Below are 20,989 nucleotides of genomic sequence, written 5' to 3' on the forward strand. Positions count from 1 at the left end.
CGTGAAAATATGTCTGATAGCCGAAGGGTCATATCCTTATGTAAACGGAGGGGTATCAAGCTGGATTCATAGTCTAGTCACAGAAATGCCGGAGCATGAATTTATCATTTATGCTATTGGAGCAGAAACAAAGCAAAAGGGAAAGTATAGGTACACACTTCCAGCTAATTTACTTGAAGTGAAAGAAATCTTCCTAGACGAGTATTTATACGAAGAAAAGAATTGGGGAAGAAGATATAAGCTTACGGATGAGGAAAAGAATAATCTTGTGTCACTTATAACTGGCAGTAAGGACATTCACTGGAGTGAACTATTTGACCTTCTAAGGAGCAAAAAATTTGAGAATGTTGGTGAGTTCCTTTCAAGCAAGGATTACTTCGACCTAATCGAATTCTTAGCAGGGGAGACATATAGCAGGGTACCCTTTACGGAGTTATTTTGGACAGTGAGGTCTATGATTCTACCTTTGTTCTTAACGATTCGTCATGATGTGCCAGAGGCGGACGTTTATCACGCAGTATCTACCGGCTATGCTGGAGTGGTTGGAACTTTAGCGAAGCATGTGCATCAAAAGCCGCTTTTGCTCACGGAGCATGGTATTTATTCGAGAGAGCGAGAAGAAGAAATTATAAAAGCGGACTGGGTAAAGGGCTATTTTAAAGATTTATGGATTAATTATTTCTATACATTATCTAATTCCATTTACGGGGCATCCGACCAGGTAATTACTTTGTTCGATCGAAATAAGGAAATTGAAGTAGAGCTAGGGTGTCCGGAAGAGAAAATAGTCATTATACCGAATGGAGTGGAAATATCTAGCTATAGTGACTTACAAGCAGCAGAAGATGAAGATATTCTGCGTATTGGCGCGATAGTTCGTTTAGTACCTATTAAAGATATCAAGACAATGATTCAAAGCTTTGGATTAATAGAAAAAGAAATATCCAATGTAGAGTTATTTATCATGGGACCAACCGACGAGGATGACATGTATTATAGGGAATGCCTCCAGATGGTAAACACATTAGGGATTAAACGAATTATCTTTACAGGAATGGTAGACGTAAAAGAGTATGTAGGGAAAATGGATATTCTACTGTTAACTAGCATTAGTGAGGGGCAGCCATTGGCTATATTGGAGGGCTTGGCAAGTAAAAAGCCATTCGTCGCAACGAATGTAGGGGGCTGTAAGGAGCTAATATTAGGCAGTAAGGGAGATAACTATGGCCAGGCGGGTTTTATAGCATCCGTCATGAATTATGAGGAAATAGCCAGCTATATTCTTCAGCTTTGTAACGATAAAAAACTGAGAGAAACGATGGGAAGCAATGGTTTTAATCGTGTGAAAAATAACTATAAGCGAAGTAGTTTCATCACAGGTTATAGGGAACTTTATTTGTCAGTAGGAGGAGTGGCATGGCAGGCATAGGCTTTGAGCTTAGAAAGCTGTTCAAAGAGGAAGGCATTGTCCAAAATTTAAAAGCCTATGGATATTCCTCCTTTACGACGATTGGACCAATGATTCTTTGTATTGTTTTAGTATTTATACAGCAAAACATGATCACGAAGAATGGTGGTAAACCATTTGACAATGAATTGTTCATCTCAACGATGACCTACTGCTTTATTTTTTCTATTCTAGTGACATCTGGATTAGCGATGGTATTAACTAGATTCATAGCGGATAGTATTTATGAACGGAAGCTGAAGAAAATCATTTCTTCCTTTTACGGAGCACTTATTATTATCTTACCGTTTGCAGGGATGATTGCAGGAGTGTTTCTTTATGGGGTTTCAGCAGGCTTGGCTTTTAAAATAGCTGCCTACTTATTTTTTATCGAGCTAGTCATTATATGGGTGCAGGGGATTTATCTCTCTGCTTTGAAGGATTACAAGCGTATTGTGAGAAGCTTTACAATTGCCATCCTTACTTCCATGGCGATCAGTTATTTGCTGTTTACCTTAACGGAGATTAACCTCACCACTATTGCATTGATAGGAATGGACATCGGCTTTGCGATTTTTGTAGGAATGACTATGTACCATTTTGAGCAGGTATTTCCAAGAGACGAAGAGAACAGCTACTTTTCCTTTCTTCGTTACTTCCAAAAGTTTCCTTCTGTCTTTTTGAGTGGAATCTTTTTGTATGCGAGCGTATACGTTCATAATATGATCTATTGGTTTTTTTCAGGAAATCATCTATTGGTTGCCGATCGATTTCAGTTAATGCCCTTTTATGATTTACCTGTGTTTTATGCGTATCTAACAGTGGTACCATCCCTGGTGATGTTTGTCGTTATTGTAGAAACGGATTTTTATGAGAAATTCTTAAGCTTTTATAAAAATATTATAGACGGTGGGACATTTAACAGTATTCAAATAGCGAAAAAAGAAATGCAAAATGTATTGTTTTTAAGGATTGGATTTGTAGTAGAGGTACAGCTTGTATTTACAGCCTTGTCCATTGCATTAGGCTTAATCTATCTACCAAGGATAGGATTTTCTATGGAGCAGTTAGATTTGTTTATCTTCTTATGTCTAGGTTATTTTTTCTATATTATTGCCTTTATTGTAATCCACGCACTCATGTATTTTGATGACCGTAAGGGAGTGTTATGGATCAGCGCTTTATTATTTTTCTCTAATGCAATCCTTACGTATGTATCCATGAATATGGGTATTGATGGACTCGGTATATTTATCGCTGCGTTTGTAACCCTTGTCGTAGCAATCGCTCGACTACTCTATATGTTTTCTAACCTATACTATTACACGTTTTGCTCCCAGCCAATAACCACACAGAAAAAGAAATTTAAAGTCTCGAAAGGTATTATTACGATGCTGCTAATTGCTTCGATTATTTTAGCTGGTTGTACAGAGAGTAAGAGCGAACAAGAAGAGAAAGTCGTTCAGGAAACTTCAACTATTGTGCAGGACAACAAAAAGGATTTAAAGTTGGTGGAGGATAAGCGGCTATATGAAAGAGATGTAGATAGCTCGATTAAGTCGTTGTATATCACAGTCTTACCTGAAGATAAGCCTAAAGAGGAAGCATTAGATTGGTACAGTTTAAATAGACTAGAGGACCGATATAGTGAAGAAAAATTAGAGGTTATTTTTGCTGAGGGAACAGAAGACGGGGCTGGCCCAAAGGAAGGCATGTTCGGTCACGGAGCAGTTGAGGCAAACGCCAACATAAGCCTAAGAGGGAACACCGCAAGATATGCTGCGCAAAAGTCTTATAAGATTAAGCTTTATGATAACGCTGGTTTGTGGCAAAACCAGCGTATTATCAATTTGAACAAACACATTTCAGATCCCAGCCGTCTAAGAAATAAACTGAGCTTCGATTTAATGGAGCAAATCCCAAATTTAACTAGCCTTCGTACGCAATTCGTACATCTTTATGTGAAGGATCAAACATCTGGAGAAAATGATACTTATGAGGACTATGGGCTTTACACCCAGGTGGAGCAGCCTAATGAGATGTTCTTGAAAAACCATTGGCTTGATCCCAATGGCTATTTATATAAAGTCACTTTCTTTGAATTTGGTCGGTACCCAAATGAGCTAAAATCCCATAACGATCCTACCTATGATAAAAAAACGTTCGAAACCATATTAGAGATTAAAGGTAGAGAAGAGCATGACAAATTGATCACTATGTTGGATGACGTAAATAACATGAAAATACCTATAGAAGAATCGATCGAAAAGCATTTTGATTTGGACAATTTCTTGACATGGACGGCCGTAAACATACTCATGGACAATATGGATACTGACGCTAACAATTTCTACTTATATTCTCCTTTAAACTCAGAAAAGTGGTATATCCTGCCGTGGGATTATGATGGATCGTGGGAACATCAAAGAAAAAAAAGTTATATAAGAACTTATCAGGCTGGTATTAGTAATTACTGGGGAAGTATCTTGCATAATAGATATTTTCGGACAGAAAAGAACGTTCAGAAGCTTACTGAGAAGCTGCAAGAGCTTTCGGAAGTAATTAATGACGAAACGGTTGAGAACCAAATCAACCAATATGCACATTTAATAGAGCCTTTTTTATATAGAGATCCAGATGTAAAGTTTTTACCTCAATTAAATTCCTTTTTTGAAGAAGAATTATTGCAAATAAAGAAGACTCCAGCAAGGGCTATGGAGAGATACTTAGAAGACCTAGAAAAACCAAAGCCTTTTTATATGGATAATATTGAAACGACGGACACTGAAGTTTTATTTACTTGGCAAATCTCCTATGATTTACAAAAGGATGACCTATTCTATACGGTCACGGTAGCTAGAGACCCAGAGTTCAATGAAATAATAGAAACGAAAGAAAATATTCGCCAAAACTCTTATTCGATGAAAAAACCTGAGGAAGGGAAATATTTTTGGAAGGTTACTGTAACAGACAGTAAAGGCCATGAACAAAGCTCCTTTGAGATGTATCTAAGTGAAGAAGGAGATGAATTCAACGGAATCAGAGAATTCGAGGTGGACTAATGGCAATTGCAGACAAAAGATTTCGACATGAGATGAAATACTATTTAAACGTATTCGATTATCTGGCCATTCGACAGAAGGTATCATCGATTCTTTCACTTGATAAAAACTCAATCAGTCCTAATGGTTATGGAATACGGAGCTTATATTTTGATGGGATCCATAATCATTCCCTCTACGATAAAAACAATGGAGTTTTTAATAGAGAGAAGTACCGTATACGAATTTACAACGAAAGCAATGAAAAAATCAGCCTGGAAAGAAAGAGCAAGTATGGAGATTTCATATGTAAAGAATCGGCACCTCTTTCACTACGAGAATATGAGGCAATTCTAGCTGGCAAAGTAGACGTACTTGCCAACAAGGACAATGCACTGTTAAAGGATTTTTATATGGCATTGAAATACCGAGGATTTAGAGCAAACGTCATCGTAGATTATATTCGTGAGGCATATGTGTACGAGCCAGGAAATGTGCGGATAACATTCGACAAAAGACTTGCAGCAGGCGTGAACACGGTTGATCTATTTGACCCTAATATCATTTTAGAGGAGCCTCTACACTCGGAGCAAACCATTTTAGAAGTGAAATTCGATCATTTTCTCCCGGACAACATCCGCCAGCTAGTACAGCCAGAAAGATTCGTCCGCTCCGCTATATCCAAATATGTCATTTGTAGAGAAGTAAACTTTTTGCATTTTAAGTAGTAAAAATTAAGAATAATCTCCACTAGCATAGCTCGAGCAGGTTGTTTTCTGCTCAGGCTAATGCAATATTTTATATCAATTAAAATAAGTAGCCGAGGAGTAGAATGATGAATGATACTGTAAATTTTCAAGACGTTATAAAAAAGAGCGTTCTTCATCTCGAATCATTTCGTAGTGTTTCCTATATTGATATTTTTCTAGGCCTAGCCTGTTCTTTTGTTATTGGCATGTTCATCTACTGGATATATAAGAAATTTTTTCGAGGCGTTGTATATAGCTATAACTACAATGTCTCTTTTGTTTTAATGACGATGATTACCTCTCTAATTATCATGACAATTAGTACTAACATTATTCTATCGCTCGGAATGGTAGGGGCACTAAGCATAGTCCGTTTCAGAACAGCCGTAAAAGATCCTTTAGATATTGTCTATATGTTTTGGGCGATAGCTGCAGGAATTGCAACAGGAGCAAAAATGTACCCATTAGCGATTATAGGTTCCCTAGCATTTGGTATCACCATCGCATGGCTTTCCAAAAAGAAAGTAAGGCACCAAGCATATTTACTAGTCATTAGGTACACAGACGACGCAACCTATCAGATCCGTGCAGAGCTAAAAAGCTTAGGAGCTAAACTCAAATCCAAATCCGTCCGCAATAACTTCACCGAACAAACAGTAGAAATCAATCTAAAAGACGACAACACAGCCTTCATGAAAACCATAGGGGACATAGAAGGCGTCATCGAATGCTCCTTAGTCAACTACACTGGAGACTATGCACAATAATTAGTACAGACTTGTTTTTTTATGAGTTTTGTTTTGTTACAGGTGCCTGGCACCTGTAACAAAACTCCACAACCTATTATCTGTACAAACTAGCCAATCTAAGTGGAAACACTCCAACTAGATTGGCTTTTTTCAATAACGAAGGTGTTACTGGTGCCAGGCACCTGTAACAATATGTATATAATAATTCACCCATAAAAACTACTAAAAACAAATAAAAATACAATTGACTTTATATTTATACATAGTTATAATATTGCTAACAAATGGTAAGAGGTGAGTGCATGAAGGTAGGGATTATAGGAGCAACAGGGTACGGTGGGCTTGAGTTAGTGCGTTTTTTACATAATCATCCTGAAGTGGAAGCCTTGAATCTGTTCTCTTCATCTGAACAGGATATACAATTTTCGGATAAATATTCACATTTAATGAATATTAATGACCAGCCGCTTCTCGAAATTGAGTCTGATAGATTAGCAGAGTATGATGTATTGTTTACGAGCACTCCCTCAGGGGTCTCATCGAGTCTACTACCAGCACTTATTGGTAAAAAGCCGAAGCTGATTGATCTATCGGGTGATTTTCGTCTAAAGGATTTAGCTGCATACGAGCAATGGTATAAAAAAACACCAGCCCCGGCCGATGCGGTAGAGCAAAGCGTATACGGGTTAACAGAATGGAACACAGCCGCTATCGCAGATGCTCAGCTTATCGCAAACCCCGGATGCTACCCGACAGCCGTCCTGCTTTCCTTGCTACCGCTTATCAAAGAGAATCTAATCGACGCAAGCCATCTCATAATCGATGCTAAAAGTGGCATCTCTGGAGCAGGCAACAAGCCGAGCCAAATGACACATTACAGTGAAACAAACGAAAACACTGCGATATACAAGCTCCATGAGCATCAGCATATACCAGAAATCGAGCAGGCCATTCAAATGTTTGCGAACCAGTCGGCACCAATCACCTTCACGACGCATCTTGTTCCAATGACAAGAGGGATCCTGGCAACAAGCTACGCACCGGTAAACGATGGCGTCACAGAAGCAGACCTAGTAAACGCTTTACAAGAAACTTACGTAAACCACCCATTCGTACGAATCATAAAAGAAACCAATAAATTCGGCACAAACCAAGTGTATGGCTCTAACTATTGCGACATTCACGTAAAAGTAGACCCACGCACGAACCGAGCAACAATCGTCTCGGTCATCGACAACCTAGTCAAGGGCGCAGCTGGGCAGGCCATTCAAAACATGAACGTCCAATTCAATCTCAACCAAACGACAGGACTCTCGCTCGTTCCATTATTCATTTAAAGGAGGAAACCCCATGTTGACAGAAACAATGACGATGAAGCGCATCACCTATAAAAACATCGCTTCACCAAAAGGTTTCAAGGCGACCGGCATCCACTGCGGCGTTAAGCACAAGAAAAAAGACTTAGCCCTACTCACAAGTGAGGTGCCTGCAAGTGTTGCTGGGGTTTTCACGACGAATGCAGTCCAGGGTGCGCCACTTATCGTAACGAAGGAAGTTGTATACACCACACAGAAAATGCAAGCACTCATCGTGAATTCAGGAATCGCAAACTCCTGCACAGGAAAGCAAGGCTTAATCGATGCCTACACGATGCAGGAGAAAACAGCGGAAAAGCTTGGGATTAACCCAAATCTAGTCGGAGTTGCCTCCACTGGCGTTATCGGTGAAATGATGAAAATGGAGCCGGTCCTAGCGGGAATCAAACACCTCGAACCAATCGACGAGTTAGAAGGAGCTATCAATTTCTCCCAGGCGATCATGACAACCGATACAGTCACTAAGGATACCTCCTACAAAACCGTCATCGATGGCAAGGAAGTCATTATTGCGGGAACCGCCAAGGGCTCCGGTATGATCGAGCCTAACATGGCGACAATGTTTGCGTTCATTACAACAGACGCCAATATCGAATCAAACCACCTGCAGGCTGCACTAAAATCCATCACTGATGTCACCTTCAACTCCATCACGGTAGACGGCGACACCTCCACGAACGACATGGTAGTCGTGATGGCAAATGGATTAGCGGAAAACAACCCGCTGACTCCACTCCATCCAGACTGGGATAACTTCTTTCAAACGCTTCATACCGTTGCATTGGATTTAGCTAAAATGATTGCAAAAGACGGAGAAGGAGCTACCAAACTGATTGAAGTTGAAGTAAAGGGTGCAGTTAATGATGAAGAGGCACGTAAAATTGCCAAGACGGTCGTAGGCTCACCACTAGTGAAAACGGCAGTATTCGGTAGTGATGCGAACTGGGGAAGACTGATTTGTGCAGTTGGATACAGCGGCGCTACGATCGATCCGAACGCCATTAAGATCTCCATCGGACCAACGCCAGTCGTTGAAAACGGGGAACCAGTCTTATTCTCCGAAGAGGAAACGATGCTTTATTTGAAGCAGGCAGAAGTGAAATTTTTGATTGAACTGAACCAAGGGGAAGGCAAAGGAACTGCATGGGGGTGTGATTTGACTTATGACTACGTTCAAATCAATGCAACCTATCGTTCCTGATCGAATCGTTATCAAGCTTGGCGGCAGTATGCTCGAAGGGTTAAATGAGCAATTTTTCACGAACTTCAAAAAGCTGCAAGCTGAGGGCAATGAAATCATCATCGTCCACGGTGGAGGCCCAGCCATCAACAAAGCACTAGCTGACAATGGAGTAGCCTCCACTACTATCAATGGCTTCCGAGTAACATCTGAGGAAGCGGTAGACATTGTCCAATGCACACTCGTCGGCAAGGTCAATCCAGCTCTAGTGCTCCAGCTCAATCAAAACGGGATTGCTGCAATCGGCTTAAGCGGCTATGACGGCAATCTTCTCGAATGTGACTTCTTAGACAAGGAGATTTACGGCTTTGTCGGGGAAATAAAAAAAGTAAACACCGGCATACTGGAAACACTGCTAGTAAACGGTATTACACCAGTCATTTCCTGTATCGGGTGCCTACCAGATGCAACGCCACTCAACATAAATGCAGATACGGTAGCAAGTCAAATCTCGCTGGCAATAAAAGCAGATTGCCTGCTGCTAGTAACAGACACACCAGGTATTAAGATTAATGGAAAGACCCAAGAGGTTGTCCAAACATCCTCGATCAAGGAATGGATCGCATCCGAACAGATCTACGGTGGCATGATTCCAAAAGTCACTGCAGCTATGGACTGCCTAAAAGAGGGTATTCCGTCCGTCAAAATTGTAGATGAAAAGCTGCAAGGCACAACGATAGTACATCAGGAGGTTTATGCATGAGTTCTCTTTTTCCAAACTACGCTCAACGACCTGTTCACTTAATAGAAGGAAAAGGCACAATCGTTCAAGATGATCAGGGCAAAAGCTATCTAGATTTCACAAGCGGGATTGCCGTGCTCAGTCTAGGGCATGCGCATCCTGCCATCGTAAAAGCAATACAAGAGCAAAGCGAAAAGCTTTGGCACACATCGAACTTATTCGAAAGTAAAAAGCAGGAGCAGCTTGCTAGCACTCTAATAGAAGAAACTCACTTTTCGCATGCTTTTTTCTGCAATAGCGGAGCCGAGGCAAACGAAGCAGCCATCAAGCTAGCGCGCAAGCATACAGGGAAACACACAATAATTACCTTCGAAAACTCCTTCCATGGCAGAACATTCGGAGCAATGTCCGCAACTGGTCAGGAAAAAGTACGTCAGGGCTTCGGTCCAGTATTGGAGACTTTCAAGACTGTACCTTTCAATAACGTGGAAAAACTAGAAGCCGCTATCGACGATGAGGTCGGCGCAATCATGTTAGAAGTCATTCAAGGAGAAGGTGGGATCAACAAAGTAACCCAAGAATTTGCTGAAGCAATTAGTTCTATTTGCGAATCAAAAGGCATTTTACTAATTGTCGATGAAGTCCAAACGGGCATCGGTCGAACGGGCACCCGCTACGCCTACGAGCAAACCGTCTTAAAACCTGATATTATGACACTTGCAAAAGGTCTTGGCGGTGGTTTTCCAATCGGCGCCATGGTAGGAACAAGTGAACTAGGTGAAACATTCAGTCCAGGAACACATGGTACAACGTTTGGAGGCAACCCATTAGCAGTCACAGTTGCTCAAGCAGTTCTAGAAAACGTATTTGAATCGGAGTTTTTAGACGAGGTTAACAAAAAGTCGGAGTATCTAGTGCATAAACTAAACGAGACACTGCCATCCTACAAGATAGTAGGTGCCGGCTTATTACTAGGAATCGTTTGCGAAGACGAAGCGGCACCATACATAACCGAAGCGGAAAAAAATGGACTATTATTAGTAGGAGCAGGACCAAACGTCATCCGCCTACTCCCGCCATTAACAGTTACACGCAACGAAATCGATCAAGCAGTAGAAATCTTATCAACTATCCTAAACTAAATAAACTTGAATTAAAGCGCTCAGCGAACCGCTATTCACAAATCATGGACCACTCTTAATAGAGGGGTTCTTTTTGTGTTTCCCTCTTTATATAGAAGAAAAGCTAGATGTCAATAGTATTACAGGTGCCTGGCTCTTGTAATAATTACTAAATATAAAGGTGGTTACTATATAAATATAGCAATATCGCTTGGAATCTTTCCAAATCAATAAATCTTTATCCCTAAATCTAATTACCTACTATTTCAAGTATTTTACAGGTGTTTTACAAGAAAAAGAGATATATTACAACGTACTAAGAGTCGTGGATTCCATTATAAGTAATTAATTAATATCTATTAAACTACCCATAATAAGTCATAAAATTATTATCCTCTATAGTTATTCTAGTCAAAAATGGTTTATATTAAGAAAGCTAGGTAGACTACATATGTAAAAAGATAACCAGAAAATAGAAAAAGCATCGACCCAATATGAGGTCGATGCTTCTTTTTAGAATGGAAATTATAGTTGTCTGGTAAAATAAGAAAAGAAGCATCCGAAGATCAGATGCTTCTTTTCTTGAGCGATAAAACGAAGGAAGTAGAAGGCTGCACACTAATTAATGTACAAACAAGTTTACGGCGTTACACATTTATAAGTAACCTTCTATACTGACATCATAACATATATTTGGAAAAATGCACGCCTTTTTCTAAAAAATATAAAATTATTTTTTAAATCAGACTTATCCTAATAAATGGGAGATAATAGAAATCTATCAAACTATATTGTAAAAAGAAAAAATTCTAAAAAAGACTAGCATAATTGGTAATGTTACTGTATTATGGAAAGTGTAATGAAGTCACTGGTGCTTTCATAACATCATTCTTTAAAAAAACTGGTAAACTTTCTATATTATTGGTTGATTTTAGTATAAGAGTTGGGTATACTCATATATTGTTAGGGTGATGATAATGGACGCGATCAGGCGACCGCATTTACACACTACAAAAAAAGCAACACACAAGCGAAGGGAGATCACAAGTTTATGAAGAAAAAAGCTATTAAAATTGCAGCTTCAACTGCAGTAGCAGCTTCAGCATTCGTTGCAGCAGCACCAGCTCAACAAGCAGATGCAGCAACAAACGTAAATCAATTAATCACAGACGCACAAAATGCAGGTACAGTTCTTAAATGGGCTATTTCAGTAGAAGGTACTGCTGACTACAAAACTGAGCCATGGGCTGAGTACAACAATGCTAAAAACGCATTGAAAAAAGCAGAGGACGCAATTGCTAAATTAGCAACTTCTGAAAAATTAGCTGCACAAGCTAAATTAGTAGATCCAAAAGTAAGTATCACTCGTGCAGGAGCATACATTGATGCTATTACTTCTGGTAAGAAAATCCTTGCTAAAAACGCTGCTTTCGAAGCTGCTGTTAAAGCGGGTAACCTAGATCAAATCGAAAAAGAATATCATGTAGTAACTGAAGAATTCCGTAAACAAACGATTCTTAACTACCGTGTTTATGGACAATCAACTCGTGATGAAATTCTTAAAGAATACAAATTACCAATCGAAAAAACAGTTCGTGGCTATGCTAACGAAGTAACTGTTCATATGCTTACTAAAGCAGCAGCAGCTGACGTAAAAGCTAACAAATTAGAAGAAGCAGCTCTTAAATTAACTGAAGCTCAATCAATTCTTGATGCAGCTGATCTTAAATGGGAGACTACTCTACAAAAATCAGCTGATGATGTAGCAGCTTCTATGCCACTTCAAGTGTTATCAGTATCTCGTACTGACAAAAACACTGTAGTAGTAAAATTCTCTAAAACTCCTGCTGATTTATTAGCGGCTGGTCAATTTACATTTGATAATGGACTTGTTGTTCAATCTGCTACTCTTGGAACGGACAAAAAGACTGTTACGTTAAAAACTACTGATCAAGTAGCTGGAAAAACTTATGCGTTAGCATACCAAGGTGTAGCAACTGGTAAATCATTTACTGCTCCTGCTAACCCAACAGATGGTTCTACAACTGTAGACGCTGCAGATACGGCACGTATTGAAACTACTAATACTAGAACTTACACTGCAAGTGTTAAGAACTCAGATAACGGAAACTACACTGGTGTAGTTGAAATTCAACTAAAAAAACCAGATGGAACTGACTATACTGGCCCTGCCTACATTAGCAATATTGATGGAGTTAAAGTCGACGGAGGTCAATATGCTGAAGTTGAAGCAGGACTAGATGGAAAAGTTTCCATCATTGTATCTGTTCCAGAAAATGAAGCAACAACAGTTCTTTATCCAGTATTCACAAATCAAGAAGATTCTTCTAAATTTGTTAAAGGTGGATTAACTTACTTCTACGAAGCTGCTAAAACTAGCGTAGATAATGCGAGTGGAACTTACGGTTCTGATCTAGACTTTATTGATAAAACTAATAATTATGTTGTTTTAGCTGGTTTAAAATATAATTTTGATAGCAATGATACATTTATCGTTGCAGAAAAAGTTGTAACATTAGACGCTTTTAAAGCTGCTTTATCAAAAAATGATACGTATACTGTAGATTATCAAGAAAATAAAGCTAATACTTCAGTGTTCACTATCATTGAAGATACAGATGCAGATGCAGATGTTGAAATTAAAAACCCTGCTAAAGTACTTACTTATGATGGAACTACATTCCGTTTAACTGGTGAAGGTCAACCAGGATCTAAAGTATATATTTACTTAGAAAAGGATTCAGTAGACATTTCTGATTTAGAAGATGATTCGGATATTACTGATGTAACTCTTAATGGAGAAGATAAAGATACTGTAGTTGCAGAAACTACTGTTGGTTCAAATGGAACTTGGGCTGTTCAAGCAGCTAATTTAAAGCAAAATGTTACAAACAAACTTTATGCTGTTCAAGTTGCTAAAGGTGATACACAAACTGATGCTGTTGATGATGGAACGTATACTTTTGCTTACTTAAATGTAGGTAAATTCACTTCTGAAACAATTACTTGGAATGATAATTCAACTCCAGGTTTAAGTGTTGGTGATTCTTTATTATTTGATTTCGTTAATAACGAAGCGTTTGGTCATGACTTTAAAAATGGTACTAAGGGAACAATCGTAGTTGACGATGGTTTTGGAAGAAAAGCAACTTTAACTGTAGAACATACTTCAACTACTGCTGCTGACACATTAGTTATTACTAAAGTAAGCGCTGCAGCTAACTTTAATTTCCAAACTGATTCAGTAACGGGTGCATCATACTTTAACGTTGATTCTGTATCAGGTGTTCTTAATCAAGACAATGTTACTTATAAATTACATGAAGATGGTAAATCTTTCACTAAATAACAATAATTTGTATTATCTTTGATTTTACTAATATTAAACAAAAAATCCCTTTAATCAATATTGGTTAAGGGGATTTTTATATACACTTTACGGTTCAAATAAGATTAGTGGATGGTATTATTAGTTAATTTACTTAATTTATAAGAAAAGTTAGGGGGAAATATGTTTGAAAAAGACTAATATTAAACTGGCAATTGCTTCCACAGTTGCAGCTACCGCTATAATTTCACCTGTCCAAGTTTCTCAGGTTAAAGCTGCGAATAATATCGACCAGCTTATGGTTAATGTACAGAATGCAAGTACTGTGTTAAAGTGGGCTATTTCTGTTGAAGGATCTGCTGATGGTGTAACACAACCATGGGAACAATATAATAACGCAAAAAATGCACTAGCAAGTGCTGAGAAAGCTATAAGCTCACTTAGTTTTTCCGAACAATTAAAATATGATGCAAAATTAACAGAGGCTAAGCTTCAATTAAAACGTACACAAGCGTATTTAGATGCTATTACAGCGAGTAATAAAATTAAAGAAAGAACAAGTGCACTTTCTACTGCAGTACTATTAAATGATTTAGATCAAGTTGAAAAAGCCTACCATGAAATGACAGCAGAGTTTCGTAAACAAACCATTTTATTGGATAGAGTATACGGACAATCTACAAGAGATAAAATCCGTAACACTATAAAGGGGCCTGCAGAAAAACTAATAAATGAGCTAAAAAATGAAGTTACTGTTCATATGTTAACGAAAGAGGCAAAAGAAGATATTAGATTATCCAGGCAAGCTAATGCTCTTAGAAACATAAATGAAGCTCAGGCTATATTAAATGCTAATATTCTTAAATGGGAAAGCTCTCTCCAAACAAGTTTAAATGGAGTTATTAACTTGTTACCAGTGCAAATTTCATCTATTAGCAGGACAAGTGATACTACACTAAACTTAAAATTAAATAGACCAGTAACTTCTGTTAGAACTTCAGAATTTACAGCCGATAATGGTCTAGTAATTACAAATGCTGTTCTAAGTAAAGATGGGATGACGGTAACATTAACTACATCGGCTCAAACTCCAAGTTTAAAATATGCAATAAAATATAAAGGAAGTTCGGTTAGCTTTTCCGTACCTGGCAGTATTGCCACAATACAAATGGAAAGTTCTGAAACACAGCACAGAGACACTTCTGAAGTTTTATCTTTAAAAGGTACTTTTGCCGGATCATATGGTTATAACACTATTAAAATAGACATTCCCACTGGATTGAAAGTATTATCTATTAATGGAATTGAAAATAATATTAGTGGTTCTAAAAGCGTAAATGTCTTACCAGATAAGAACGGATCAGTTACCATAACATTTACTGCAAGCAGCTTAAGCTCTTCAGCATTAGATAAGGTTATTACTTTTAGTAAATTAGAAAATAGCAGAGAAGTAGAGACTTTAACTTCTCCAAAATTAAACTTCTATACTCCTGCTAAAACAGGTACTATTTCAAGTAAAAAAGTATACTATGTTGATGTTGCTAATAACTACTTTGTTACAACAGATGGGGCAAAATATATTTTTAAAGGAAACTCCAATACGTACAAAAATGAGGGAGTAGCAGTTTCTTTAAATACGTTTAAAGATGCTTTAGATATAAATGATACTATCACTGGTAACTATCAACCTAATTCTTCTTCAAATTTTAATATTTCAACAAATTATTATTCTGTTCCCTTATTATTAGACTCTGATTTTGCATATAAATCTAGCTCAGGTTATCGAATGATTGGAAATGAAGTTGAATTAACGGGAAGTGGACAACCAAACTTTGAGGTGTTCTTTTTCAAAAGTTCCGGTAGTTACATGGGTAAAGTAAAGATGAATTCAACAGGAAAATGGAAGTTTAAAACACCTGTAGAACAAAATAATATTACTAATATCTATATGGTTCAACAAGAAGCTGGGAAAAAGACACCAACGTTTAATAGTGGTAGTGTTTTTAAAATTATTGAGGGACCTTTTAATTTACTTTCAATAACTAATGGCAAGACTGAAGATCAGGATCTCTCTAATGAAGAACTAACTTTTACTATTGCACCTATTAAACGTAATAATGGAACTGTAGTAGCTCAAGATCAAGCAGTCATTTCTAAGAATGCCTATATAACATTAAAAGATGAAGATGGAACTACGGTACAGTATACTAATAATCTAAAAGGTAATGTTTTTACTAAAACTACTAATGGTTTTAAAATAAAATTTGGTAATACAATAGATGGTACAATTGCTGCAGAAATTAGGGAAGCTGGAAGTGTGGAAGGATTGTCTGGACCTCTTCAAATTGTGAGTATAAATGGTATTAAAAATACTTATAATTTCGATTTGTCATTAAGCTCAGAATTCATTATAAATAAATATTAAATTTAATAGTTATTAAAGAAAACCGAACTACCCCGTAGATATTAGACAATGGTCTATATATTACGGGGTTTTTATAATAGTATAAAATAAAAAAAATCTAACTAGTTATTCCAAAAGAACTAAATATAACGTATACTATTTTTAGTATATATTGGTATTTTGAAGGATTAATACATACTAAATAACTATATTAAGGGATGATAATTTGGACAAAAAGAGAGAAGTTTTAAAAAAAGTATTGAAAATGAATATTTGTTTATTAGTAATGGTAAGTATTTTGGGAATGAGTCCACCGATTTTCAACGCAGAAGAAAACTATCAATCATTTAAGCCGTTAAAACAGGAGAAAGATTCACCTGCCTATGTGGAAGGAGAATTATTAGTAAAATTTGAGCAAGGAGCCTTAACAGAAGAAAAACTTAAACATCAAGGATTAAAAATTAACGAATTGATCACAGAAAATATTGCTAAAGTAGAGATACCACAATACTACACAACCCAGAATTTTGTTAGTACATTAGAATCTGTAGAGGGAATAATAGAAGTTCAACCGAATTATATTTACTATCCAACAGAAATCTCTAATGATCCATATGCTGATCTTATGTGGGGACTTAACAACACAGGTCAGAAGTTAAGGGTTATTGGTAAGGTGAATATGGATGTAAATATGCCGGAAGCATGGAAGTTGGTAAAAAATAGAGAGTTAAAAGAAGTAGTAGTTGCAGTAATAGATACAGGTACACAAATAGACCATCCAGATTTAAGAGAAAATATCTGGATAAATGAATTAGAAGCAAATGGCTTACCGGGGATAGATGATGATAATAATGGTTACATAGATGATATCAATGGGTATGATTTTTATAACAATGATGAAAGTGTATTTGATTATTTCGATGGAGACGAGCATGGAACACATGTTGCGGGGACTATAGCAGCCTCTACAAATAATCAAATTGGTATAGCAGGTATCGCTCCGAATGTAAAAATTATGTCTTTAAAATTTCTTGGTCCTTATGGTGGACGGACGTCTGATGCTATTCGAGCGATAGAATATGCCAAAGATAAGGGAGTTAGAATATCTAATAATAGTTGGGGCGGAGGATCTTTTGATAGGTTGTTAAAAGCTGCTATTGAAGATTCAAATATGTTATTTGTTGCAGCAGCAGGTAATGACGGACTTAATAACGATACTTATCCACATTATCCATCCGATTATAATAGTTCAAATATCTTAAGTGTAGCAGCATTAAATAATCAAGGGAATTTGGCGGTATTTTCAAATTATGGTACAAAAAATGTTGATATAGCAGCACCTGGGGAAGATATTTTAAGTACTATTCCTGGAGATTATGATTTCATGAGCGGTACTTCTATGGCTGCCCCTCATGTAAGTGGGATTAGTTCACTTGCTATGGGAATCTCTGATAAGTACACTCCTCAACAACTAATCGAACTAATAAAAAAATCAGGTAGAACAGTTCCTGGAAGTAAAAAGACTTCATCTGGGAAAATGATAGATGCAGAAAAATTAATTGAAGATATTAATCCGATAGATATAAAAGTAGATGAAGTATTTGATAGTATGCTATATATTAAGGGAACTACAGTGGCTAAGGCAAAAGTTTCAGTTAAAGATTCCAAAAACTTATTAGTAGGAAGTGGTATTGCTGATAAAAATGGTGTCTTTAATATCAAAATGAAGTCACATCAAAAAACAGACAGTAAGCTATTTGTTACCTCAACATTAGGTCAAAAATTTTCTGAAGCAACTGTTGTCGTTGTCCATGACGATGTACCACCGGAATTAAAAGAGACTTTAGTTGTAACTAACACAAATACCCTTATTGAAGGTGTAGTTTCTGAACAAGCTACTATAAATGTAAACATCTCTAATAAGCAGTTTAAAGGTAAAACGGATGCAAATGGAAAGTTTAAAATTACGATCGGTAAACAACTAGCAGGATCAAAAGGTTCAATTGAGATTGTAGACAGTGCTACACCTGCAAATACTTTAGCGTTTGAATTTGTTGTAAAAGATGGCTTAGCTCCAGTTATTAAAAAAGTGGAGACAGTTTATGATACTTCTCTGTATATTGAAGGAGAAGTAAGTGAAAAAGCAAAAATTGAGATTTTTAGTTCAGTAGACAATAAAAATTGGACACTATTAAATAAAGATATGCAGTTAATGGCTCAAGAGAATCGCTTTTCCTATGAGTTGAATACTTCAATGGTAAAAGGAACGAAAATAAAGGTTATTGCAATAGATGAAGATGCTAATTATAGTAAAGAAACTATTATTACAGTATTGGCAGATAAAAAGGCACCATTATTAATAGAACCTAAAACATTAACTTTAGACAATACTGGTGAGAATGTAATTGCTGGAAGGTTAAATGAAAAAGGAACAATAGAAGTAAAAATAGGTAAAGAAACAATTGTAAACCTAACCGATACTAAAAAAGATGGTTCCTTTAGTATTACACTACCAAAACAAGAGACAAATACGAAGGTCAATTTTATATTTAGGGATTCAGTTGGAAATAAATCAGAAAAAATTATAACAGTTTTAGATGGTACGAAACCAGTATTCTCGGAAAATCCGAAAATATACAATACAAGCAAGTTAATTCAAGGTAAAATAAGTGAAAAATCCAAGGTGGTGGCTACAGTTAATGGGAAAGTAGTTGGCACTACTACAACCGATAATGTGGGGAATTTTACAATAAAATTAAAGCAACTTATAAGTTCTGGGACAAACATTGAACTGAAAGCGACAGACTTTGCAAAACCAAAAGGTTTAGATAGTTATGTTTTAAGTATTCTTGTAGAAAACGACGATATTAACCCCGAACTCTTGGAAATTAATGCAGCAGATAACTTGTCTTCAATCAGTGGAAAAGTTAGTAAAGAGGCAACGGTGGAAGTAACGGTTGGTGAAAAATTACTAACTAAAAAGCCTATAGCAACAGATGTTAATGGTAATTTTAAAATTAGCATTACTAAACAGCCTGCTGGTACAAAAATTGGTTTATTAATAACGGATTTAGGGTCTAATCAAATTGTAGAAGAAGTAGTCGTACAAGATAAAACCATACCACAGATTAAAAAAGTGGATAGTTTTTACCATAAAACCTCTTCAGCAATTTCAGGTGTGATTAACGAAAATAGTACAGTCTTTGTCTACAATGTAAGCTCTAATAAACTAGTAGGCGATCCGATAGCAACAGGAATTACTGATGAGAATGGAAATTTTAGTATTAATATGGATGAGCAGGCTATCAATACTAAACTTGCTATTGTAGCAGAGGATCTTAATGGAAACAAAAGTAACCACAAAATAATAACAGTATTACGAGATAGAACAGCTCCTATTTTAAAATTAGAAGATATATATGCCAACAGCAAAGAGATAGTTGGAACAGTAAATGAAGAAGCGTCTATTCTAGTTAGTATAGGTGGTATGAGTTATAATGCAGTGTCAGATCAGAATAATACCTTTAATATTGCATTAGATGAATATTTAGCAATAAAAACTAGAGTAAATATAACTGTTGAAGATATTTTAGGTAATAAACGAATATATAATTATACAGTGAAAAAAACCTCTGTTAATTAAGCAATAAAATAGTCATTTAATCATTAATTATGTATAACCTCGAAATCACTTTAGAAAGTGGTCAATTCGGGGTTTTTTTTGTGGTTGAATCAGCTTAATTTATAAGAATTTGGTGGTTCCTCAGTAGATGTTAGAGAGAATCCATTATTTTTCAACAAAATAAAACATTGTTCTTTATATCCAGACAAAATATGATATAGTTATATAGAATTACTTAAGTTTTCCATTTTTATATGTTAATGGTTTTATTGGTAAGTTTAAAAATATATCCAAAGACATGTTACTGGATGAGTCTTAAGGCAGGCAAGCTTTTGTAAAAAAAGTCTAGGAGGAAAAAATGAAAAATTGTTTAGAGTGTGGCACAAGCCAAGAAACAGGTAAATTTTGTGGGAAATGCGGGTCATTATTGGGGGTATCAGTCTCCAACGAACAAGTATCGGCTACTACGGAAACAGTCAGTCAGGAAGGACCTTCCTTTTCACAACCAGTCGCTCCACAGGTGCAACCAAGCGTACATGTAGAAAAAGTGATGGCACAATCAAAAGCTTATTGGTCTTATTTTCTTAATTTTATTAAAAACCCATCAAAAGTCTTTACTGCTGGGAATAAAGAATTTATAAATGGAATGATTTCAATAGTCATCCTTGCAGCTATCATAGGGTTAGCGATATATGGATTTGTTCAAAGTATCACATCATCTATTTTTGGAAGTGTAGGTAGTTTATTTGAAAATGAATATGTAGGTCCATCTTTCTTATCTATTTTTAGCAGTATAGTCTTTTTTATTTTATTTACCGTACTTATAGTTCTATTAAGTATGTTCATCGTAGGTAAGGCATTTGGATCCGGCGACTCTTGGAAAGAGTTAATCAGTTATTATGGAGCACATATTTTATCCGTTATTATACTATCCTTATTTGGATTATTTTTAATGTTAATCAAGTCATATTTATATGGAAATATTATTTTGGTCATTTCTTTCCTTATAATTCTTATAGTCATTCCACTTTATATTATGTCAAGGTTACTTTCTAATAGTCCGAAGGGCATTGATTCCTATTATGGATATCTTCTATATATCGTTCTTGTTTGTATTCTATACAGCATCTTTATATCTGTCATTGCAGATTCAACAATCGGTCAATATTTAAATTACTTTACAGACTATTAGACATATATTTGAAAGAG

General features: G+C 36.5%; 12 protein-coding genes. All 12 read left to right on the forward strand.

Annotation, left to right across the window (positions count from 1 at the left end):
* Position 1: 1 nt before the first annotated feature.
* The 12 genes from pelF (at position 2) to NSQ95_RS03510 (ending at position 20,972) form a co-directional block, all read left to right on the forward strand.
* The gene (gene pelF, locus NSQ95_RS03455) at positions 2-1,429 is read left to right on the forward strand and encodes a GT4 family glycosyltransferase PelF (RefSeq protein WP_251552533.1); all 1,428 of its coding nucleotides are present in this window, start codon (positions 2-4) and stop codon (positions 1,427-1,429) included.
* Positions 1,417-4,509, forward strand: coding sequence for an exopolysaccharide Pel transporter PelG (gene pelG / locus NSQ95_RS03460; RefSeq protein WP_342560272.1), 3,093 nt, complete (start codon positions 1,417-1,419; stop codon positions 4,507-4,509). Before pelF ends, pelG begins: the two co-directional genes overlap by 13 nt.
* Positions 4,509-5,216 carry a polyphosphate polymerase domain-containing protein gene (locus NSQ95_RS03465; RefSeq protein ID WP_342560273.1) on the forward strand — a complete coding sequence of 236 codons (708 nt, stop codon included), beginning with the start codon at positions 4,509-4,511 and terminating at the stop codon, positions 5,214-5,216. The genes pelG and NSQ95_RS03465 overlap by 1 nt, the downstream gene beginning before the upstream one ends.
* A 107-nt stretch (positions 5,217-5,323) precedes the next feature.
* Complete coding sequence (locus tag NSQ95_RS03470; RefSeq protein ID WP_340885288.1) at positions 5,324-6,004, forward strand: DUF4956 domain-containing protein; 681 nt, start codon at positions 5,324-5,326, stop codon at positions 6,002-6,004.
* A gap of 284 nt (positions 6,005-6,288) precedes the next feature.
* Complete coding sequence (gene argC, locus NSQ95_RS03475; protein ID WP_342560274.1) at positions 6,289-7,323, forward strand: N-acetyl-gamma-glutamyl-phosphate reductase; 1,035 nt, start codon at positions 6,289-6,291, stop codon at positions 7,321-7,323.
* Positions 7,324-7,336: 13 nt separating this feature from the next.
* Positions 7,337-8,563 (forward strand): bifunctional glutamate N-acetyltransferase/amino-acid acetyltransferase ArgJ, encoded by a 1,227-nt coding sequence (gene argJ / locus NSQ95_RS03480; RefSeq protein ID WP_342560275.1) that lies wholly within the window; start codon positions 7,337-7,339, stop codon positions 8,561-8,563.
* Positions 8,526-9,305 (forward strand): acetylglutamate kinase, encoded by a 780-nt coding sequence (gene argB / locus NSQ95_RS03485; protein WP_342560276.1) that lies wholly within the window; start codon positions 8,526-8,528, stop codon positions 9,303-9,305. The genes argJ and argB overlap by 38 nt, the downstream gene beginning before the upstream one ends.
* Positions 9,302-10,426: an acetylornithine transaminase gene (locus tag NSQ95_RS03490; protein ID WP_342560277.1), complete on the forward strand. Its 1,125-nt coding sequence runs from the start codon at positions 9,302-9,304 to the stop codon at positions 10,424-10,426. The genes argB and NSQ95_RS03490 overlap by 4 nt, the downstream gene beginning before the upstream one ends.
* A gap of 1,030 nt (positions 10,427-11,456) precedes the next feature.
* Positions 11,457-13,775, forward strand: coding sequence for a hypothetical protein (locus NSQ95_RS03495; RefSeq protein WP_342560278.1), 2,319 nt, complete (start codon positions 11,457-11,459; stop codon positions 13,773-13,775).
* Between the two features lie 166 nt (positions 13,776-13,941).
* A complete protein-coding gene (locus NSQ95_RS03500; RefSeq protein ID WP_342560279.1) occupies positions 13,942-16,179 on the forward strand; it encodes a hypothetical protein in 2,238 nt (745 codons plus the stop codon).
* Between the two features lie 205 nt (positions 16,180-16,384).
* Positions 16,385-19,801: a S8 family serine peptidase gene (locus NSQ95_RS03505; RefSeq protein ID WP_342560280.1), complete on the forward strand. Its 3,417-nt coding sequence runs from the start codon at positions 16,385-16,387 to the stop codon at positions 19,799-19,801.
* A 337-nt stretch (positions 19,802-20,138) separates the two neighbouring features.
* Entirely contained in the window at positions 20,139-20,972 is an 834-nt protein-coding gene (locus NSQ95_RS03510; RefSeq protein ID WP_342560281.1) for a hypothetical protein, read from the forward strand.
* Positions 20,973-20,989 lie beyond the last annotated feature (17 nt).

Origin of the sequence: Psychrobacillus sp. FSL W7-1457, assembly GCF_038593405.1 — a bacterium.
Taxonomy (GTDB): domain Bacteria; phylum Bacillota; class Bacilli; order Bacillales_A; family Planococcaceae; genus Psychrobacillus.

Coding starts and splice junctions, on each gene's coding strand:
- pelG (WP_342560272.1), top strand. CDS start 1,417: ATGGCAGGCATAGGCTTTGAGCTTAGAAAGCTGTTCAAAGAGGAAGGC.
- NSQ95_RS03465 (WP_342560273.1), top strand. CDS start 4,509: ATGGCAATTGCAGACAAAAGATTTCGACATGAGATGAAATACTATTTA.
- NSQ95_RS03470 (WP_340885288.1), top strand. CDS start 5,324: ATGAATGATACTGTAAATTTTCAAGACGTTATAAAAAAGAGCGTTCTT.
- argC (WP_342560274.1), top strand. CDS start 6,289: ATGAAGGTAGGGATTATAGGAGCAACAGGGTACGGTGGGCTTGAGTTA.
- argJ (WP_342560275.1), top strand. CDS start 7,337: ATGTTGACAGAAACAATGACGATGAAGCGCATCACCTATAAAAACATC.
- argB (WP_342560276.1), top strand. CDS start 8,526: ATGACTACGTTCAAATCAATGCAACCTATCGTTCCTGATCGAATCGTT.
- NSQ95_RS03490 (WP_342560277.1), top strand. CDS start 9,302: ATGAGTTCTCTTTTTCCAAACTACGCTCAACGACCTGTTCACTTAATA.
- NSQ95_RS03495 (WP_342560278.1), top strand. CDS start 11,457: ATGAAGAAAAAAGCTATTAAAATTGCAGCTTCAACTGCAGTAGCAGCT.
- NSQ95_RS03510 (WP_342560281.1), top strand. CDS start 20,139: ATGAAAAATTGTTTAGAGTGTGGCACAAGCCAAGAAACAGGTAAATTT.